This window comes from Psychroserpens algicola (genome assembly GCF_014526325.1).
Lineage (GTDB): Bacteria > Bacteroidota > Bacteroidia > Flavobacteriales > Flavobacteriaceae > Psychroserpens > Psychroserpens algicola.
This window is the reverse complement of record NZ_JACNMJ010000002.1, coordinates 501,152-521,700: the sequence shown is the minus strand read 5'-3', so window position 1 is coordinate 521,700 and position 20,549 is coordinate 501,152. Positions and strand designations below refer to the sequence as shown.

The 20,549-nt window shown below is 33.9% G+C and carries 19 protein-coding genes; 6 read left to right on the top strand and 13 right to left on the bottom strand.

From position 1 onward, the window contains the following. Window positions 1-38 precede the first annotated feature (38 nt). Window positions 39-1,319, top strand: a complete 1,281-nt coding sequence (locus H7350_RS08230; RefSeq protein ID WP_204345416.1) for a T9SS type A sorting domain-containing protein — start codon at window positions 39-41, stop codon at window positions 1,317-1,319. A 2-nt stretch (window positions 1,320-1,321) separates the two neighbouring features. Here the strand turns inward: H7350_RS08230 and H7350_RS08225 are convergent, their stop codons facing one another. Next, complete coding sequence (locus H7350_RS08225) at window positions 1,322-3,787, bottom strand: DUF5686 and carboxypeptidase regulatory-like domain-containing protein (RefSeq protein ID WP_204345415.1); 2,466 nt, start codon at window positions 3,785-3,787, stop codon at window positions 1,322-1,324. 168 nt (window positions 3,788-3,955) lie between these two features. Beyond that, window positions 3,956-4,414: an SsrA-binding protein SmpB gene (gene smpB / locus H7350_RS08220; protein WP_204345414.1), complete on the bottom strand. Its 459-nt coding sequence runs from the start codon at window positions 4,412-4,414 to the stop codon at window positions 3,956-3,958. A 128-nt stretch (window positions 4,415-4,542) separates the two neighbouring features. Here smpB and H7350_RS08215 point away from each other — a divergent pair, with 128 nt between their 5' ends. Further along, entirely contained in the window at window positions 4,543-5,010 is a 468-nt protein-coding gene (locus H7350_RS08215) for a DUF1572 domain-containing protein (protein ID WP_204345413.1), read from the top strand. A gap of 82 nt (window positions 5,011-5,092) precedes the next feature. Then, the gene (locus tag H7350_RS08210) at window positions 5,093-5,839 is read left to right on the top strand and encodes a DUF6503 family protein (protein WP_204345412.1); all 747 of its coding nucleotides are present in this window, start codon (window positions 5,093-5,095) and stop codon (window positions 5,837-5,839) included. Here H7350_RS08210 and H7350_RS08205 read toward each other — a convergent pair. From H7350_RS08205 to clpB, 6 genes are all read right to left on the bottom strand, one after another. After that, window positions 5,820-6,344 (bottom strand): SixA phosphatase family protein, encoded by a 525-nt coding sequence (locus H7350_RS08205; protein ID WP_204345411.1) that lies wholly within the window; start codon window positions 6,342-6,344, stop codon window positions 5,820-5,822. The two genes, H7350_RS08210 and H7350_RS08205, sit on opposite strands and share 20 nt — an antisense overlap. Before the next feature lie 71 nt (window positions 6,345-6,415). Beyond that, window positions 6,416-7,078: a deoxyribose-phosphate aldolase gene (gene deoC, locus H7350_RS08200; RefSeq protein WP_204345410.1), complete on the bottom strand. Its 663-nt coding sequence runs from the start codon at window positions 7,076-7,078 to the stop codon at window positions 6,416-6,418. Between the two features lie 221 nt (window positions 7,079-7,299). Beyond that, window positions 7,300-8,160 carry a TraB/GumN family protein gene (locus H7350_RS08195; RefSeq protein ID WP_204345409.1) on the bottom strand — a complete coding sequence of 287 codons (861 nt, stop codon included), beginning with the start codon at window positions 8,158-8,160 and terminating at the stop codon, window positions 7,300-7,302. Window positions 8,161-8,208: 48 nt separating this feature from the next. Next, complete coding sequence (locus tag H7350_RS08190) at window positions 8,209-8,700, bottom strand: acyl-CoA thioesterase (protein WP_204345408.1); 492 nt, start codon at window positions 8,698-8,700, stop codon at window positions 8,209-8,211. 50 nt (window positions 8,701-8,750) lie between these two features. Continuing rightward, window positions 8,751-9,347: a TetR/AcrR family transcriptional regulator gene (locus H7350_RS08185; protein ID WP_204345407.1), complete on the bottom strand. Its 597-nt coding sequence runs from the start codon at window positions 9,345-9,347 to the stop codon at window positions 8,751-8,753. A 185-nt stretch (window positions 9,348-9,532) separates the two neighbouring features. Next, window positions 9,533-12,142 carry an ATP-dependent chaperone ClpB gene (gene clpB / locus H7350_RS08180; RefSeq protein WP_204345406.1) on the bottom strand — a complete coding sequence of 870 codons (2,610 nt, stop codon included), beginning with the start codon at window positions 12,140-12,142 and terminating at the stop codon, window positions 9,533-9,535. Window positions 12,143-12,424: 282 nt separating this feature from the next. Here clpB and ytxJ point away from each other — a divergent pair, with 282 nt between their 5' ends. Continuing rightward, window positions 12,425-12,808, top strand: a complete 384-nt coding sequence (gene ytxJ / locus H7350_RS08175) for a bacillithiol system redox-active protein YtxJ (protein WP_204345405.1) — start codon at window positions 12,425-12,427, stop codon at window positions 12,806-12,808. Window positions 12,809-12,881: 73 nt separating this feature from the next. Then, a complete protein-coding gene (locus H7350_RS08170; RefSeq protein ID WP_204345404.1) occupies window positions 12,882-13,337 on the top strand; it encodes a DUF4231 domain-containing protein in 456 nt (151 codons plus the stop codon). 122 nt (window positions 13,338-13,459) lie between these two features. Here the strand turns inward: H7350_RS08170 and H7350_RS08165 are convergent, their stop codons facing one another. Both H7350_RS08165 and fahA read right to left on the bottom strand, forming a co-directional pair. Beyond that, window positions 13,460-14,644, bottom strand: coding sequence for a hypothetical protein (locus H7350_RS08165; RefSeq protein ID WP_235989297.1), 1,185 nt, complete (start codon window positions 14,642-14,644; stop codon window positions 13,460-13,462). A 191-nt stretch (window positions 14,645-14,835) separates the two neighbouring features. Beyond that, window positions 14,836-16,128 (bottom strand): fumarylacetoacetase, encoded by a 1,293-nt coding sequence (gene fahA, locus H7350_RS08160; protein WP_204345403.1) that lies wholly within the window; start codon window positions 16,126-16,128, stop codon window positions 14,836-14,838. A gap of 189 nt (window positions 16,129-16,317) precedes the next feature. Between fahA and H7350_RS08155 the strand changes: the two genes are divergently transcribed. Next, window positions 16,318-17,589, top strand: a complete 1,272-nt coding sequence (locus tag H7350_RS08155; RefSeq protein WP_204345402.1) for a serine hydroxymethyltransferase — start codon at window positions 16,318-16,320, stop codon at window positions 17,587-17,589. Window positions 17,590-17,657: 68 nt separating this feature from the next. Here the strand turns inward: H7350_RS08155 and H7350_RS08150 are convergent, their stop codons facing one another. The 3 genes from H7350_RS08150 to H7350_RS08140 all read right to left on the bottom strand — a co-directional run bounded on the left by H7350_RS08150 (window position 17,658) and on the right by H7350_RS08140 (window position 20,538). Then, window positions 17,658-19,214: a right-handed parallel beta-helix repeat-containing protein gene (locus H7350_RS08150; protein ID WP_204345401.1), complete on the bottom strand. Its 1,557-nt coding sequence runs from the start codon at window positions 19,212-19,214 to the stop codon at window positions 17,658-17,660. 110 nt (window positions 19,215-19,324) lie between these two features. Next, window positions 19,325-20,056 carry a peptidase associated/transthyretin-like domain-containing protein gene (locus tag H7350_RS08145; RefSeq protein WP_204345400.1) on the bottom strand — a complete coding sequence of 244 codons (732 nt, stop codon included), beginning with the start codon at window positions 20,054-20,056 and terminating at the stop codon, window positions 19,325-19,327. 92 nt (window positions 20,057-20,148) lie between these two features. Beyond that, window positions 20,149-20,538 carry an acyl-CoA thioesterase gene (locus H7350_RS08140; RefSeq protein ID WP_204345399.1) on the bottom strand — a complete coding sequence of 130 codons (390 nt, stop codon included), beginning with the start codon at window positions 20,536-20,538 and terminating at the stop codon, window positions 20,149-20,151. Window positions 20,539-20,549 lie beyond the last annotated feature (11 nt).

Genomic DNA, 20,549 nt, shown 5'->3' with positions numbered 1-20,549 from the left:
GATGAATTCGTATTGGGTAAGCATAAATTATAATGAAGATGAAACACACAATTCTATTATTATGTATGGTATTCGTACAAATTATTAGTGCGCAAAACTATACTGAATATGCCACTGGAAACCCAACAGACATAGATACCAATCACGAATTTGGAATTTGTATGATGGGAGGTGCTACCGAGAATGATAACGCAATGATTTGGTTTTTAGAAAAAGCAAATGGAGGCGATGTTGTGGTTTTAAGAGCATCAGGAAGCGACGGATATAATAATTATATGTATACTGAACTCGGTGTGACGATTAACTCTGTGACAACATTTGTGATAGCAAATGAAGCTGGAGCCATTGATCCTTATGTATTAGAAAAAGTGGAGAATGCTGAAGCTATCTGGTTTGCTGGAGGCGATCAATACAATTATGTGAGCTACTTTAAAGATAATGCCATGGAAGACACTCTTAATAGTTTTATTAATGAAAAAGGTGGAGCGATTGGAGGAACAAGTGCTGGTATGGCGATTTTGGGAAGTAGTTACTTTTCCGCGGAAAATGGTACTGTTACTAATGCTCAGGCATTATCAAATCCCTACCATAACCGAATGACGTTAGGATATAATGATTTTTTAGACATTCCTTATCTGGAACATATCATAACAGATACGCATTATGATGATCCAGATAGACGAGCACGTCATGCTGCTTTTTTAGCACGATATGCAACAGATAATGCCACACGTGCTTTCGGTATTGCCTGTAATGAATATACTGCTGTGTGTATAAATGATTCGGGAAGAGCTTATGTATATGGTGAATATCCTGCGTATCCTGAGTTTGCTTTCTTTTTACAGTCTAATTGTGTTACCGACTTTATGCCTGAAACTTGTGTTAGCGGACAAGCTTTAACTTGGAATCAAGGCGGAGAAGCCCTAAAGGTGGCAAAAATACCAGGAACGCTATCTGGTGAAAACTATATAGATTTAAATTCATGGTCAGATGAAGGTGGAGCCACTTGGGAAAATTGGTCGGTAAACAATGGTGTATTTAGTACAGCATCAACTACTAATCCCGATTGTGATTTATTAAGTGTTACTGATATAGGAGTGCCATTAATTTTAGTAGGTCCAAATCCATTTAGAGATCGTATTTCTATAGACACACAATTGACCGAATTTGATGTTAAACTTTATAATATCTTCGGAACATTAATCGCACAATATCAGAATGAGACAAACATTGATACCAATGAACTTTCTTCAGGGTTTTATATATTAACACTAGCTTCGGAAGGACAACAACGTATATTTAAGTTGGTAAAAGAGTAAGCTTAAAAGAACTTTAAACCAAACATAATGGCATCACTTTGAAAGCCACTTTGATACGAACGCACATAATCTAAGCGTAGAAATCTAAACTTTCCCCATCCAATATTATCCAGACCAACCGTGTATTCTTGGTATGGACTATTATCAGGCGTAGCTAGTGCATGAGCTCCTATAACGAGATTGAAATTAAGCTTTTTTAGTAAAGGAACTCTTCCGAGGAGAAACCCGTTAAAGTCGTGTTCGGCATGCATTTCAATATAAGATTCGTTGGTGCTGGCAGTATAATAGGGCAAATTATTAAACACATCAAGGTATGATCCAGCGCCAATATGCGTTTGATTACCATTAAAATGTTGGTAGTCTACAAAAGCTATGTCATCGGCATTAAAAAATTTGCCTGCTCTTATGTTATACTGAAAGCGTCCTTTGTTACTCACATCAAATCCTTGTTGCAATCGAATTTTAACCTGATCAAAATTATAGTCTTCAATCGATGACGAAAAGCCTTTCTCGTAACCTAAAGTCACCGTAGGATATTTTGAATTCGGAATATTATATTTTCCGTCAGGATAACTCAAGTAATTTTGAGCAAAATTTATACGCGTTGACAAGTTGAGCTTTATAAGGTTGTGCGTGTCAAAAGGTGCAATACCATAAGCCGATGCGTCTAAAGGATTATTACTGGTGTAGGTTTTGTCATTTTTTGGATACCAGACTTGATCTGTGGTATTGAACAGTGCTTTTCGTCTTTGATAGCCCAAACTTGAATTGATTCTAAATCCATTGAAAAGCTCATTAGAATATGCTGCTTGAACAAAACTGTTTTCATAAAGTTTCATGTAATTTTCTTCAGCAAATAACGAGTAAGAGGTGTTTAGAGTTTTTGAAATAGGATTACTCGCATTAAATTGCTGTGTTAACACACCTCCAGATAATGTTAGGTATGGTCTGCTTTTATTATTAAACTTATAAGTAGCTGCTAGAGTACCTCGTAATCGTTCGTCACTAAATCCGTAGTTGATATTTCCGCGGATAGAAAAATAGCGTTCATAATCATTATAATTTTTGGTGTAAAAAGCACCAATATTAGCATTCCAGCCTTGCACAGTATTAAAACTAATGGCTTCAATAGGAGAGGTGATGCCAGCACTCCAGTTTTCGTAAGAATTGGTATAAGTATAGCCGCCAATAATATCACCTAATTTGAATTTATTTTTTACCGTATCTACAGAATCCTGATATGTTTTAGATGATCTCACCAGTTGAATACTGTCCTTTTTAATGTAATCTGTAATCTCTTCATCTGTTAAAGGCACTGGTCTCACTGATGTCCAAAAGATGGAATCCTTCTTATTGGCTTCTTCGGCAAATGAAACAATCTCTCTTGAAAAATCGTTTTGTGTTAAACCAACGTTAAACTCATAATTACTATAAACAGCAGTAAAACGACCATCGCCTTTAATTCCGAAAAGTCCATATTTAAAATCGATATTTTGAGAAATTTTAGCCCAGATGTTGTTGTTTTCAGAGAAAGAAAAACTTTGGGTTATGGTCACTTTGTCAACAGCAGGAAGCTTTGCCTGAACTCCAGTGACGTCAAGCTCAGCAGCGTAGATGGTCCATTGATCTTCGACAATATAAATATAGCCTTCAAAAACAGGATCGTTTTCACGACGTGGTGTCGCTTTAATTTTATTGATAAGATGTCCTTTGTCATCATAAAAGACACCTTCTAAGTTATACCTATAATAACCAAAAGCATTGTTGGCAATTGGTGTGATAATTTGATTGCCTATGGCGACTGTATTGTTGTATAAATCAAAATCAACATCAATGGCATTATTAAAGCTAAAGCCTTTGCTGTCTCCGCTAACTTTTGAAGCTAATATCTTTTCTTTTAGTTTGTTTGGCCTGAGATATTCTAGTTTCGATATGGTTTCTGATAGATAAATAACACCACTTCTCGTAGAGTCTAAGCCACCTCCAAGATCTCCAATTTCGTTACCCATTATTTTTTCTGGAGCATCTTTAATTCTTATGAGTCCGCGAGAATAGAAATCGGACTTATAGCTTTGAATTTTGTTTTGGTTTTCTTTACGCTTAGCAATGGCTTTACGCATGATATTATTTGCAGGATTGTCATCGGTAGAAATAACAACCTCATTGAGAGAGATTTCTTCATCTACTAAAACCGCATCCAAAGTATATGGAAAGGATTGTATCTCTATGGTTTTCTTAACGGTTTTATAGCCTAAAAACTGAAATACTACAGTATAGGTTTTAGCTTCAGTAACGTTGAGTTCATAATTGCCATCTTCATTGCTAGTGGTTCCTTTATAGGTGTTTTCAATATAAATATTTACAAAAGGGAGTGGTTCATTTTTAGTATCTGTTACAGTGCCTTTAACTTGAGAAAAGGATGGAAACATGCATAAAAATGAAAAAATAGCGAGTAATTTTAATTTCATAAGAGTTGATTGATGATCTTTATTGTATAGACGTATGTTTTTATAAAAAGGTTGCCTGACATTTGTCAAACATAGACATTTTTATATTTTAAGTCTGTTAATTAGTCATAATTCTAACGTACTTAAATGTTAAATATTTTGACGAAAATGATGATAAAACAAGAAGTGTTACTTGTAGATTTTTTTGATACGATCCAGGTTACGCTTATTGTCACGATCTTTAATTGTGTCGCGTTTATCGTAGAGTTTTTTACCTTTTCCTAAAGCAATATCTAGTTTGGCTAATCCTTTTTCATTTATAAATAAGCGCAAAGGAATGATGGCATTCCCTTTAATATTAACTTCCTTTTCTAGCTTTTTTAATTCACGCTTGTTTAATAAAAGCTTGCGTTCTGCTTTTGGTTTATGGTTGTAGTAATTACCGAAGACATATTCTTGAATCGTCATATTAATGACAAATAATTCGCCACGATCATTAAACTCGCAAAAGCTTTCTGCTATTGATGCCTTACTGTCTCTTATAGATTTAATTTCGGTTCCGGTTAAAACAATACCAGCCGTATACGTATCGAGAATCTCGTATTCAAACTTAGCTTTTTTATTCTTTATGTTTACCGGTTTCTGCATCGTTGGCAAAGGTATATAATTTAAATTTATATGATGTTCTATACATTATAATATTAATGATTTTAAGTCTATGTTTTTTATGTGATACTAATTACCTTTATACATCTTATTTCTAATTTTTTTTAAGCATGCAAAACACAGAGACATTAGCTAACCGTCTTAAGGAAGTTTTACTAGACGGATTATGGATTGCCAATACTAATTTCAAAGCACAGTTAACAGATTTAGATTGGAGTGTAGCGACGACTCAGAGGGACAATTTGAATACGATTGCTCTTTTAGCACAGCATGTGCATTATTATGTCAATGGCGTAAAAAATGTATTTGAAGGTGGCACATTAGACATAAAGGATAAGTTTAGCTTTGATTTCCCGCCAATTGAATCTCAAACGGCATGGACTACATTTTTGAAACGATTTTGGGAAGATTCTGAAGCACTTGTTGAATTAATTATGAAATTGCCAGAACAGCAGCTTTATCAGCCATTTGTTGATATCAAATATGGATCTTATGAGCGTAATATTGAAGGTTTGATAGAGCATGCTTACTATCACCTTGGCCAAATTAGTTTGCTGAAAAAGATGTTGTTAAAGTAATAGTAGAAACCTTAAACTTTTTTATATCCTTTAGTGTTATTAAATGATTCGTTTTTCGACTTAGACTTGAAATGTACTACATATGAAATATTTGGTTTTAATAGTTTTATCTGTTTTTTTTCTGAATTGTAAACAAGAAAAAACGGAAGAATTATCTGCGCAATCCATCATTGATTCATCCATTGAAGTATCAGGAGGAAAGCAAATTGCGGCTTCTGAAATTGGTTTTACATTTCGTGATATACACTATAAAGCAAAACGTTTAAACGGAGCATATGCTCTCATAAGAAAGCAAAATAAAGGTAAGGACTGGATTATTGATTCGTTAACTAATACAGATTTTAAACGAAGTGTAAATAATACTTCGGTAGAGGTTCCAGATTCTATGGTAACCAGATATTCAGCTTCAGTGAACTCTGTGCATTACTTTTCGGTATTGCCTTATGGATTAAATGATCAAGCAGTTAATAAAAAACGTTTGGAAGATTTTTCAATTAAAGGTAAAAACTATTATGCCATTCAAGTGACATTTGACCCAAATGGTGGTGGTGAAGACTTTGAAGATGTATTTATTTACTGGATTAACAAAGCTACAGAAAAGGTTGATTATTTAGCCTATTCATATAATGAAGATGAAGGTAAAGGTCTTCGGTTTAGAGAAGCTTTTAACGAACGTTATGTGAATGGCATTCGATTTGTAGATTATAACAATTATAAACCTGAAGATGCCACAGTATCATTGGCAATACTGCCTCAATTATTTGAAGGAGGAAAACTACAATTACTCTCTAAAATAGAATTGGAAAACCTTAGTGTTTCACTTCATTAATTGTGAGTACAGTATCAGTAATTTGTCCTTCGGAAATTGTTACGATATAAAGATTACCATTGTTTTTATCGTCAATATCGTCATACTTTTTGTTTTGAAGTACCATGTTCACAAAGGCAGGTGTTGTGTTACTATGTCCAACTACCAAAACAGTTTGTCCTTTAGTGGCTTCAGCAAAAGTATCAGAATATAAAGTTCTTGGATCATAGAATGTGACTTCTAAACCATTTTTTTTAGCTGTAGGTGTTGCTGTTTGTATTGTGCGATTATATTTGGTTGAATACACAGCGTCAAATTTCACATGCTGAAGAATCACACTCCAGTGATTAGCTCTTTTTTTACCTTTTTTTGTTAGCTCAGGATCCCTATTAGTTTTATCACTCCTGTCTTTTTCTGCATGACGTATAAAGTAATACGTCGTCGTTTCAGACGCAACATCTTTGTTTTGCGCTATAGAAGGTAAACTAATTGTAATAATAAGAATTAGAGTGATGAGAGATTTCATTGAATACGTGTTTGAGTGTACTCAAATATAAAAACTCTTTTTATAGAAAATTGGTAAAGTAAGGTTAAAAGTTAATAATCTGCATCAGAAAGTTCTCCATTAGAAATATTAACGCCTTTAGATGTTCCTATACGTTCTACACCAATGTCAATATATTTTCGTGCTGTTTCGTAATCGCCAATTCCTCCAGAAGCTTTTATTTTACAATTGTTTCTAACTGTTTTTCTAATGATTTTAGCAGCTGTTAGTGTCGCGCCACTTTTAGTGAATCCCGTTGAGGTCTTTATAAAGTCTACTTTTGCGTCTAAGCAAATTTCCGAAGCTTTTACAATGCCGTTTTTTGAAAGTTCACTAATTTCAATAATAACTTTTAAAGGGATACGACCAATAGCCGTTTTTACGTCTTTAATGTCTTTAAAAACTTCAACATAATTTTTGCTTTTAAAAACTCCAAGGTTCATAACCATATCTATTTCATGGGCACCATCATTAATAGCTTGTTTGGCTTCAAATATTTTAGCCTCAGTTGAAGTCGCTCCCAAAGGAAACCCAACAACAGTACAAATTTTTACGTTAGAATCCTTAAGTAATTGTTTTGCTAATGGCACATAGCAACTATTGACGCAAACCGAATAAAATTTGTGTTGTTTAGCCTGATTACAATGATCTATGATGTCACGTTCGGTGGCAGATGCACTTAAAAGTGTATGGTCAATATATGAGTTTATGTTCATATTTAAGTAGGTAAATTATTCACTAATTCTTGATTTGAAAAAGAATTAGCTTGCTTTAACTTATGTAAATTTGGGAATTAATAGCAATTCAAAGTTAGCAATTAAATCTAATAATCATAACCTAAAATGATAAAGTTTTATTGTATAAACAAAGAGTTTTAAACAGGTTTTAAACAAATAAACCTCTTTTACAGAGGCTTATTGTCTAATTTATATAATTACTAGTGTACGGCTTTTACGGTATAACCTGCTTCTCTAAGTAGTTTTATAACGCCTTGATCTCCTGCTAGATGTGCAGCGCCTACGCCATAAAATGTTGGTTGTTTTTTAGAAAATTCACTAATCTTAGCTATCCAATTTTTATTTCTATTGTCTAGCATTTTATCACTGTGTTTTGCTGTAGAAAGTTCTTTGTCTTCTTCCATCATTTTAATCATTCCTTCAATATCTTCGTCGCTGTAGTATTTCAGAAGCTTTTCAAAAGAAGCTTTATCCTTCACTAATTTGTCTTTAGCAGAACGTAATAAATCAGCAGCCTGATCTTCATAAGGAATTTCGTCAAATACGAGAAGCTGCTCTTCAACAGTTTCTAAACCTAACACTTCTTCCTCTTGTTTATGAGCAACTTCCATAAGAGATGCTTCAATAGATTTTACAGGACAACCTAGTAATTTAGGATAAAACATCGCGGAAATTAAAAACGGCTTCATATGTCCGATCATTTCAATAGGCATGCCCATTTCAGATTTAACAAATTCTGAAATAGTTTGATAATCGTCTTCTTCAACCAAGTCTTTTAAATGTTTCCCTTCTTTCATGTAAAGTCCTTTCATCATTTTCATTTGCATTGAAGGGTCGTCCATATCTAGTTCCAAAACCAAAAGCGAAGTATCGTCTAAGGCTTTTATGACATCTTCATCTAAAGTTGCATCACAGGTCATGTGAATGGTGCCGTAGAGGTAGGAAGATGCTGTTAATCCGTTACCGGAGATTTCCCAAAGGAGTGATTTTTCAAGTTCTTGAGCATTTACAGTACTAAAGCAAGTAAGACTTATTGCCAAAGTAAATATCAGTTTTTTCATAATTGTAATTTTCATATATGTAGCGTTTAATACTTAAACGTTACAATTTTATAACGTTTTACTTTTTGTAGGTTTAAATGCCAGTAAACGTTCTTCAAAATTTGTAGCATCTACAGGAGTAACGATACTTTTAAACAATCTGACCATATCTTCAGAATGATGTGCTCTTGCTTGTTCTAATAAGTTGAAATGAACAAAACTACACCAGATTAATGCTTTTAAATGTGTTTTATCTTCGTTGTACATGCGCATTTCTACTTTTAATAGTGAACTGTCATGGTAAATTAACTGAGACTCTATAGTGACAACTTCCATTAAGAATGCAGGTTTTAAATAGGCAATTTGATTGCTGCTAGATACCCAGCTAATCCCTTTTGTTTGTGCCATTTTATAAATGTCGATATCATAATGTTTCAATAATTGATCCTCTCGGTGATTCATAAAATAGTCAATATAACTCCCATTGTTTAAATGATTAAAAGGATCACAATGTTGAAATCTGATTTTTGTTTGGCTACTTACAATTTTTGGTAAATTCATTTAGATAGATGTTTAAAATATACCAAATGGTATATTATTAGTTAAAAAAATTATGCTTTAAGGTCGTTATGTATCATTTGGTCAATTTGTTTCATGGTGTCTTTGATGTAAAATTCATCATCCATTGTATAAGTCATAAATACAGCGCCTTGAATCATTGTATCTATTCGTTTAGCATACTGCATGGCATTAATTTCGGTTGAAATTTCACCTGCTTCAATACCGTTTTCAATAATAGTAGCTATTTGATCTTGAATTTTTTCAATAACAATTTTCACATGCTCCAGTAAAAGTGTGTTTTGATTATTGGCATCAACACCTATATTTAAAACTGGACAGCCGCCTAATTGCTTGCTGTAATCATAGTAATTTCTATAAAAATCTGAAATTAAGAAGAGTTTCTGAATAGGTGAATCGCTAAGCTCTAAATGTTTGGCAATACGTTTCAATAAAGCTTTAACAGTAAACTTAAATGCAGCTATGGCAAGGGTTTCTTTATTTTTAAAATTTCCATAGATTGCACCTTTAGTTAAACCAGTGGCTTCAGTAAGGTCACTCATACTTGTTGCGGCGTAACCATTTTTATTAAAAATTGGCGCAACGGTTTCGAGTATAAACTGTTTTGTGAGTTCTGATTTTGTTTGCATAAAACAAATATACACAAAATATACTGATTGGTATATTTTGTTTTTTGAAAATTCGATCAAGATTAATATAAGCATAGGGTTTAAAACGGAAAAGCAACGCTTGTTTTATCTCTAAAACTTACGTTGCTTTTCAACTAACCAACCACTTAAAAGACTGTTATATAATCATTTTGTTACAGTGTATATTAAATTTCTTCTGAAACAAAACTTGCTTCATTTCTAAAAACCAGCTTGTCATCAAAGGCATCGAGTAGGATGATACTATCTGTTGTTACTTTACCAGATAAAATTTCTTTACTCAATTCATTTAATACTTCTTTCTGTATTACTCGTTTTACTGGTCTGGCACCATACTCAGGATTAAATCCTTTTTCAGCTAAATAGGCAATAGACTCAGGCGTAGCATCGAACGTAATACCTTGTTTTGCTAACATTTTCTGAACACCTTTTAATTGTAAACCAACAATATCCTTGATGTTTCCTTTTGTTAAAGGTGTAAACATAATGGTATCGTCTATTCGGTTTAGAAATTCAGGACGTACGCTTTGTTTTAACAATCCTAACACATCCACTTTTGCAGCTTCAATGGCAGAATCTATATCTTTTGTCGCTTCAAAACGCTCTTGAATAATATGACTTCCAATATTAGAGGTCATGATAATAATCGTGTTTTTGAAATCGGCCACACGACCTTTATTGTCTGTTAATCGACCTTCATCAAGAACCTGTAAAAGGATATTAAATGTATCAGGATGTGCTTTTTCGATTTCGTCAAGTAGCACTACCGAATAAGGCTTACGTCTCACAGCTTCGGTTAATTGACCACCTTCATCATAACCAACATATCCTGGAGGTGCACCAACCAAACGGCTTACACTGTGACGCTCTTGATATTCACTCATATCAATCCTTGTCATAGCATTTTCATCGTCAAAGAGATATTCGGCAAGCGCTTTAGCTAACTCGGTTTTACCAACACCTGTAGTTCCTAAAAATAAGAAGGTACCGACAGGTTTTTGCGGATTTTGCAATCCTGCTCTGGAGCGTCTAACCGCATCACTCACTGCAACAATGGCTTCTTCTTGACCGACTACACGCTTGTGTAATTCGTCTTCTAACTTCAAGAGTTTATCGCGTTCGCTTTGTAGCATTTTTGTTACCGGAATACCAGTCCATTTAGCCACGACTTCGGCAATATCATCGTAAGTGACTTCCTCTTTGATAAGGGAACTTCCAGATTGATTTTCCAGTAATTCATTCTGGTATTTTTCAAGAGCTTCTTGAGCTTCTTTTATTTTTCCATAGCGAATTTCAGCTACTTTTCCGTAGTCGCCTTCACGCTCAGCACGTTCGGCTTCGAGTTTATAATTTTCAATATCAGATTTTGTTGTTTGAATATTGTCGACAACTTCTTTTTCGCTTTTCCACTTCGCATTAATCTCATTGCGTTCTTCTTTGAGGTTAGCCAAATCTGATCGTAATGATTTTAATTTCGTTTCATCTTTTTCACGTTTAATAGCCTCAATTTCAATTTCGAGTTGCATAATTTTACGATCTAAAACATCTAACTCTTCAGGTTTAGAATTGATTTCCATACGCAGTTTAGAAGCCGCTTCATCCATTAAGTCAATTGCTTTATCAGGTAGAAAACGGTTGGTGATATAACGTTCTGAAAGTTCCACAGCACCAATAATCGCTTCATCTTTGATACGGACTTTGTGATGTGTTTCATATTTTTCTTTGATACCACGAAGTATGGAAATGGCGCTTTCAGTATCAGGTTCATCAACCATCACTTTTTGAAAACGACGCTCCAGTGCTTTGTCTTTCTCGAAGTATTTTTGATATTCATCTAAAGTTGTTGCTCCAATAGCACGTAATTCGCCACGGGCTAGAGCAGGTTTTAAGATGTTTGCGGCATCCATAGCACCTTGTCCGCCACCAGCACCAACCAGAGTATGGATTTCGTCAATAAATAAAACGATATCACCATCACTCGTGGTCACTTCTTTGATGACTGCTTTGAGGCGTTCTTCAAATTCACCTTTAAATTTGGCTCCAGCAATAAGTGCTCCCATGTCTAAAGCATAAATTTGCTTATCGATTAAGTTTTCTGGGATATCACCATCAATGATACGGTGTGCTAAACCTTCGGCAATGGCAGTTTTACCAGTACCAGGTTCACCAACTAAAATAGGATTGTTTTTAGTACGACGTGATAAAATTTGTAGAATTCGTCTAATTTCTTCATCACGACCAATCACAGGATCTAATTTGCCATCTTTTGCTAACTGGTTTAAGTTTTTAGCATATTTATTGAGCGAATTGTAAGTGTCTTCCTGACTTTGAGACGTCACTCGGTCACCTTTTCGGAGTTCTTCAATAGCAGCGTTTAGACCTTTTTCGGTAACACCTTGATCTTTTAGCATTTGTGCAATTTTACTATTAGATTTAAAAATGGCTAATATTAAGTGTTCTACGGAAACGAAATCATCCTTCATTTTTTTAGCAATAATTGATGCTTCGTTAAGAGCCTTGCTGGCTTCTCTTGAAATGCTTAATTCGCCTCCAGAGACTTTTGGAAAACTTTCTATTTGCTTATCTAAAGCTAATTTTAAGACATCGATATTGACGTTTAACTTTTTAAGAATAAACGGCAATACATTTTCATCAACTTCAAAAATCGCTTTAATGATATGTTCATTTTCGATTTGTTGATGCCCTAAGCTTTGAGCGAGCTGTTGAGCTTGCTGAATCGCTTCTTGAGATTTTATGGTATAATTATTAAAATTCATAGTTATTTATAGTATTTTTAAGTGTATCATTCTAAATGTAATTTTTAGTCTTAACTATATATCTAAGCTTAAATTTATTCAGATTGATAATTCTGTTTTGTGTTATTTACAATCACGATAAGACAATAACCTTACCAATTGCAAAACACTAAAATTAAACGACAAAATGTCTGATTTAGTGTGTGATAACGTGACTTTTAGTCAGTTTGTAAGTTTAGACTTAAGATACGACTTATCGTTAGAAATGAATTTCATTATTACAAATTTTATACAAACTTAACTATGGGGTTTTTAAAAAATATATTCGGTTCGTCTGAACCAAAAGAGGAAAAAGTATTGCCATGGCAAGCATTAACAGACGTATCTCAATTGAGTGAGATTGAAGAACGTTCAAAAACCAAAACACAAATCATTTTTAAACATTCGACGCGTTGTGGTATTAGCAGTATGGTCATGAACCAATTTGTGTCTGCTTATGATCTTGATACTGATTTAGATTTATACTACTTAGACTTATTGAGCTATAGAGATGTCTCTAATGAAGTAGGTTATAAATTTCAGGTCATACACCAATCGCCACAGCTTTTAATCATTAAAAATGGTGTGACAGTTGCTCATGCGTCTCATGGAGCGATTAATGAGATTGATTTAATGACGTTTGTATAAATTACGTAGAACTACGTATTGACTTTTATTACTAAAAGAGCTAATTTTCTTTCTATAATTTAATTCAAAAATTATGGAAGAACAGATTAATTTTCTAGAAAATGCTCTAAAGCAAAACAGAGCTAAATATTCGGTTCAGCGTAGGTATATGTTTCGATTGATTAAATTATATAAATATCCTTTAGTTGTATTATCTGCAATTTCTACCATTGTATTAGGATTGCAATTGGGTGAGAATATAGAATTAATTCAATGGCAAAAAAATATAGCACTTGTCATAACTGCAGCCATTACACTTCTAACGACTTTAATGACATTTTGGAATATTGAAGAATACTGGATACAGAATAAAGTTATAGAACAACAACTTGAAATTCTACAGCAAAAATTTGAATATGAAAAATCAAAAGGTTTTAGTCAGGATATGTTAAAAGCTATATTTTCTGAACTTCAAAACGTTATTGGGCAACATCATACGTATTGGAAAAATGCATTGGGAGAACGAGATAATGACACTAAAACAGAGTAGCTTCGTTTCAGATATGATGGGTTTGAAAGTTATGTCTTTACAGCGTCGTTTTGTTAAAAAAACAAACTCCTACATATTGACAATTTTAATGTAGGAGTTTTATTATTTGAAAGTATGATAGATCAACTTCTTCTCATGCTGTATGAACTAATGATATGTTTCAATTTCAGTTTTAAATCTTCTCCTGTATCATATACCATTTGAGCATCGCTAGGGAAGTGGAGGCTTCTATTTCTGGTTAAATCGTATTCTTGTCTGTTTAGGGCTCTTACATCACCTCTAAATGTTGCATAAAAATGCTCAAATACAAACTCACTGTCTATTGTAAATGCATCCATAGTTTGTTGCGTTCTTAAATTTGTGTACACCACATCAGCAATGACTTGTGTAGATTTAAACTGTTGAACTTCAAACAATCGTGCTTTGACGTTAATAATTTTATCAACTTTGATTTTATTGCCAAGACTATCAAGGACGACATTTCCGTTTCCGTCTCTTTGATATTCCCAACCATCAACAATGTTTTTTTGCCTTAACTTCTGAATTCTGCTGACTTGCTCTGGCGATACATTAATTTGCTTTAATTGTAATTGCATGGCAAAATCATAATCGATATCTGTTACAGTGTTCGTATGATAAACGGTCCAAAATTGATTCAATCCATAGGCGTCGAAATTAAGTAAATCGGCTTCCAGTTGCTGTGGAATGATTTGACGTGTATGATTTTCAATAGATACCATAACATAGTCGGTTCCTTTTTGATGCGCCTCATCCATCAAACTTCTGGTTTCTTCAAAATTTGGATTGATACTTTCTATATAACTGAAAAGTTTATAAGCTTCTCTAGCCTTATATTTATCTTCAGCATCTAACAATGCAATCCCTTGGTCTATAAGATAATCAGACGTCTTATATCTGTAGTCGACGATTTCCGAAGTATAATCGTTAAATTTTAAATTTAAGTTTTTACCGTTGATTTGTAATGGCAACACGCGTTTGATTGCATTTTGCCTTGCTTCCAAATCTAAATAGATTTCATAAATCGTTTTATATTGCTCTGGATTTCCGTCCTTTTTTAAATGTGCAACATCCTGTAAATCTTCCTCCAGAACTTTATAATACGCATCTTCAAGCATTACAATGTAATCTTGCTTACGCTTTTTGTCTTTGTTGTTTTCGAGTTTTCGTAACGCGTCAGTAATCGCCTGGTCATAGTTACCATGACTGATTGCTTTTTCAATTTGTTTTCTTCCGCTACATGATGTTAGTACCAGAAGAAGTACTGTTGTGAGTAGTAATTGCTTCATAATTCTGGATTTTAGTGAAACTCTATTTTGCAAATCTATAATATGATAAAGCAAATTAGATAGTTGAACTAATCCCGAACTCGTTTCGGGATCTCATTTTTTATATAGAATCCAAATATGATGCCAAACAAAAAACTCGAAGCAGAATGTATAGTATCTCACTTCGAGTTTTACTTATAAAGTCTTATGATTTATTTCTTTTTCTTCGGATTAAAAACAGGCAACAATTGGGTTTTTACAGAACCAAATCCAATTCTTGTTCCATCATTTTCACAATAACCTCTCATAATTACAGTATCGTAATCATTAATGAATTTACGCTCAGTGCCATCCTTCATTTTAAGTGGTTTTGTGCCTTTCCAGGATAATTCTAACATCGAACCGTATGAATCTTCGGTTGGACCAGAAATGGTACCACTTCCCATCATGTCTCCAGAGTTTACTGGGCAACCGTTTACGGTGTGATGAGCCAATTGTTGAGCCATGTTCCAGTACATGTATTTAAAGTTTGATTTACAAACGGTTGTTTCCTTAGCTCCTTTTGGTTGAATACCAACTTCTAAATTGATGTCGAAACTCTTTTTCCCTTTGGTTTGTAGGTATTCAAGAGGCTTAGGGTCTTGTTTCGGACTTTCTACTCTAAATGGTTCCAGCGCATCAAGCGTAACAATCCATGGCGACATTGAAGACGCAAAGTTTTTTCCTAGAAATGGTCCTAATGGTACATATTCCCATTTTTGAATATCACGAGCAGACCAATCATTGAATAATACCAATCCGAAGATGTATTCTTCAGCTTCAGCAATAGGAATAGGTTCTCCCAAATCGTTAGCATCTGTTGTGATAAACGCCATTTCTAATTCAAAATCTACTAATTTAGAAGGACCAAATACGGGTGTTTTTGCACCTTCTGGCATGGTTTGCCCTTGCGGACGATGCACAGGGATTCCAGACGGAATAATTGAAGAACTTCGTCCATGATACCCAACAGGCATATGTACCCAGTTTGGTAGCAATGCATTATCAGGATCTCTAAACATCGTGCCTACATTGGTAGCGTGCTCTTTACTGGCGTAAAAATCGGTATAATCACCAACCTGAATTGGTAATTGCATTTCAATTTCATCTAAACGAAATAAAACGATTTCTTTATGCGGATTGTTATTTTTTAAAGTGTCATTGTCTGCATCAAAAATCTGAGCGATACGATTACGAACTAGACGCCATGTTTTTCTACCATCTGCAATGAAATCATTTAAGGTATCTTGAAGGAAAATATCATCAGTTAACGGAATACCATCAAAGTAACCTAGCTGATGCAAAGCTCCAAGGTCAATAGCAGTATCACCAATTCGGGTACCAATAGTAATGATATCATCACGTGTTAGAAATACACCAAAAGGGATGTTTTGAATCGGGAAATCAGAGTTTTTTCCAACATGTAACCATGAAGAACGATCAGGATTATTTGCAGATAAAGGCATATTATAGAGGATTTTGTTGTTTTGTTTTTATAGTCAAACCTACATATTTAATTGCATAAAACCATAAAAATTTAAATGAATTTTACTTGTTAATAACCTGCTCATAAAAGTTAAGGTTTAACTTAATTTTTAAATCCTTTTAATACGAGGATTTCTTATTTTTGATAAAATTTAATTTAAACTTTATATATGCAACGCGATTCACAGATTTTTGAGCTTATAAATGCTGAAAATGACAGACAAATAAACGGTTTAGAACTTATTGCCTCTGAAAACTTTGTTAGTGACCAAGTTATGGAAGCTGCCGGTTCAGTTTTAACTAATAAATATGCTGAAGGTTACCCTGGAAAGCGGTATTATGGAGGCTGTGAAGTCGTTGATGAAGTTGAACAGATTGCCCTCGATAGAGCTAAAACATTGTTTGGTGCTGCTTATGCTAATGTACAACCTCACTCAGGAAGCCAAGCTAATACTGCTGTATTCGCTGCTTGCTTAAAGCCTGGTGATACAATATTAGGTTTTGATTTATCTCATGGTGGACATTTAACTCATGGGTCTCCTGTAAATTTTTCGGGGAAATTATACCGACCAACATTTTATGGTGTAAAGAAAGATACAGGACGTATTGATTATGATATGTTATCTGATGTTGCTGAAAAAGAAAGACCAAAACTAATTATTGCAGGCGCATCAGCTTATTCCAGAGATATGGATTTTGCTAAATTTAGAGAAGTTGCTGATAATGTAGGAGCAATTTTAATGGCTGATATTTCGCATCCTGCAGGATTAATAGCTAAAGGTATTTTAAGTGATCCCTTACCGCATTGTCATATTGTAACGACAACCACTCATAAAACCTTGCGTGGACCACGAGGCGGATTAATTATGATGGGAGAAAATTTTGAGAACCCTTTTGGACTAACACTTAAGAACGGAAATTTAAGAAAAATGTCAGGATTATTAGATTCTGGAGTTTTTCCTGGAAATCAAGGCGGACCATTAGAACATATCATCGCAGCCAAAGCGATTGCTTTTGGAGAAGCCCTTTCTGATGATTTTATGCATTATATGTTACAAGTAAAACATAATGCTGCTGCGATGGCTAAGGCGTTTGTAGATAAAGGATACGATATTATTTCTGGAGGAACAGATAATCATATGATGCTTATCGATTTAAGAAATAAAGACATTACTGGTAAAGATGCAGAAGAAGCCTTAGGGAAAGCAGATATCACAGTGAATAAAAACATGGTGCCTTTCGATGATAAGAGTCCGTTTGTGACTTCAGGTATTAGAGTAGGTACAGCTGCTGTAACCACCAGAGGTTTAAAAGAAAACGATATGGAAACTATTGTCGGTTATATTGATGAAGCGCTTATGAACTCTGGTGATGAGGATAAATTAAGTGCTATTGCAGAACAGGTTAATTCTATGATGAACGGCAAACCATTGTTTGCTTAAGATACAAGTCAAATAAAAAAAGACCTTTCGTTTTGAAAGGTCTTTTTTTATGTTTAGATATATTGGTTTTAATCTTCATCAAAAGTTTCATGTTGATAGGCACCTAAATCTGGAGGTGTTGTTCTAGTAGTTCCTAAGATATCCTGTGGAATTAAAAAAGCAGTACTACCTGCTGCATTAGCTGCAGAGTCATCACCTATCATCAGTTTATTCTCAAATGGTAATTTAAAGTTAGGATCACTATTAAAGATACAACTGTCATATAAGTCCGTATTACTCAAATTGTAATTTTCTCCAGTGAAATTGTTATTAGTATCTTGAAAACGAATCAAACAATTGGTGAATTTAAACCCAAAGGCAGCACTTCCATTGGAAATTTCATCTAGAATAATTTCAGGATTATCGTTTCCGAAGATGATACAATTATTAAAATTAGCTTCGGTTAAGTCGTTTGGAATATCAACATCGTCTTCATTAGTAACGTAATTATTTAATAAAACAGAAGGAAATTGTCTAAAGCTGTTATTCCAGTAATTGGCAATAGTACAGTGTGTGAAATTATAACGTCCTCCAATAGTTCCTGCAAAAGAAGATTGTCCAGAATTATTAATCACCACATTTTGAGCCGTTATTGAACTCGCTCGAGCCCATATCCCGTAATTACTCGAATTATAAATTTGTGAATTGCTGATGTTTAGCTTATCATCATTTTGATTGCCATCTACTAGCAAACCAACAGTTCCGTTTTTAATTGTTGCATGGTTGATATCGATGTCTTGACTGCCATCAAAAAGCCAGATTGTTCCCCATTGACCTGGTACGTCTTCAAATAATGGTTCTAATCTGTCGCCTTCGAAAATTACTTCATTTTCTAATAGTTCGGGATCTGTGCTCAACGCACCATTTACTTGAAGTGAAGCCGAATTGGTCACAAGTAAGCCTGAATTGGCATGAAAATGTACACGAGCACCAGCTTCAATAGTTAAAACATCACCTTGATTGACTGCTGCATAACCGTAAATTACATAAGGCTTTTCGTTAGTAAATGTGAGTTCGTCATCTTCAAGAAATCGTCCTTGTATTGACGTTTCATCTGGTGTTCCGTCGCCATCAATATCAAACGATAATGTTTCTATAATACCAGTGGTTTCATCTCGATCAGGATAAATAAATACGGCATCTTTAATAAGGGTTACCAATTCAACTTTTTGGAGATTGTTACCACTGTCAAATTCGATGGCATCTGTATATAAAAATTCTAAGCTATTTTGGGCAAGTGTTTGGATATCTGCAGTCGTTTCAACAAAAATGAATAGACTGTCTTTAGCTAAAAGTTCAATATTTTCAAACTGTTTACCAGGTAAACCGTCTACATTTAATCTGTAATTAGAAGCTTCCCCTTGACTTAATCTAACTGTTGGAATTGAAATATCTTCGTTACTTCTGTTATATACCTTTAAGTTATAAGTACTCGACCCAATATTGGTAAATACAGTATCTAAATAAATAGTATCCTTAGAAAATGTTAGATTACCTGTGCTTGGTGAAAAATCAAAATCTTTGCGACAAGAACTCCATGCGAGTAATATAAAAATGGCAAGAATAAAGTATAATATGCGTTTCATAATCGTGTTTTAACGGCTTAGCTTTATAGCAAACTACAATATTGCTAAGGCACTAAAATATAACTTTTGAAGTCATTTTTTAGTATATCAACCGATAATTTAATGAGATATTATTTTTTATGTTCCAAGAGTAACTTCTGAAATTCTTCATTGCTAACAATTAACAGATCTAACAATTCCATGTCTCGATTTTCAGTAATAATTTTTTTATCTATGTTTTTTGCGCTACACAATTCAAAGAATAAATGCTGAAGGTCTTTAGGTATTTTTAATTCTGAAACCAAGAATGATTTGTTAAAGAGCTTATGGTCTTTAAACAGCGTTACTAAATCTTCAGTTTTGATATAGTCTATCGCTTCTGCCTTCTCTTTTTTAAATAGCTTTCCTATAAGTTTTCCAATGGCTATAAAATCCATGTTGCCAGAGGCTTGCGGACTGTAGAGGTGAGGTCTGTTTTTAATGTCATTTGCTATTTGATTGTTCGTTTTAACACTCAGAACTATAGAGTCAAAAACTTTTTCATTGACTTTAGTAATTTCAACTTCATCTAATGTATTTGTAATTTTTTTAAGCTCGATAACAAGGTCTTCATTGAAATGATTTTCAGCGATGATTAGGGTTTGTGTAGTGTGAAAATAAGAACTAATTGTAAGTGTGTCATTGACTTTTGCTTCGATTTCAAAATAGCCTTTGTCGTTGGTAAACGTGACAGATTTTTGTGTAGTGTTTAAGAGTTTGGCGCCTTTAATAGTAGCTTCGGCATCGTAAACAAACCCTTTTACACTTTGTGCTCCAGATAAAAAAGGAATGATGATAAACAGAAAAAAAGGAAAAGGCTTCAAAATATCTGAGATGGTTGATATCTCAAATAAAAGCAATTATGTAAATAGTTGTATTGTTGTTAAGATATTTTAACGTGTATTTTAGCTTTACTTTAACTAAATAGTGCTTTGACTTCTGAAGGAATTCTAGCTGGTCGATTGGTGATGAAATCTATAAAACACCAGATAGTTTCTGATGTAGTAAGCAATTTTTGAGTATCTAAATTATAGATCTCAACCATTCGAGTAGATTTTACGCCTTCAGATTTGATTACAAATGTTTTAAGTACTAAGCGATCACCAAGAACGGCTTCGGCTTTATATTGTATATGATGACTAATCATTACCCAGTAGTACTGTTGTCTTATGCTTTCAGAAGATTTTAAAACCCAATGGGCTTCAGCAATGTCTTGAACCCATTTGACATATCTAACATTGTTGACATGATTTCTGGCATCTAAATCGGCTTGTGTTACCTTAAGCTCTTGCTCGTGAATTTGCATACATCTTCAAT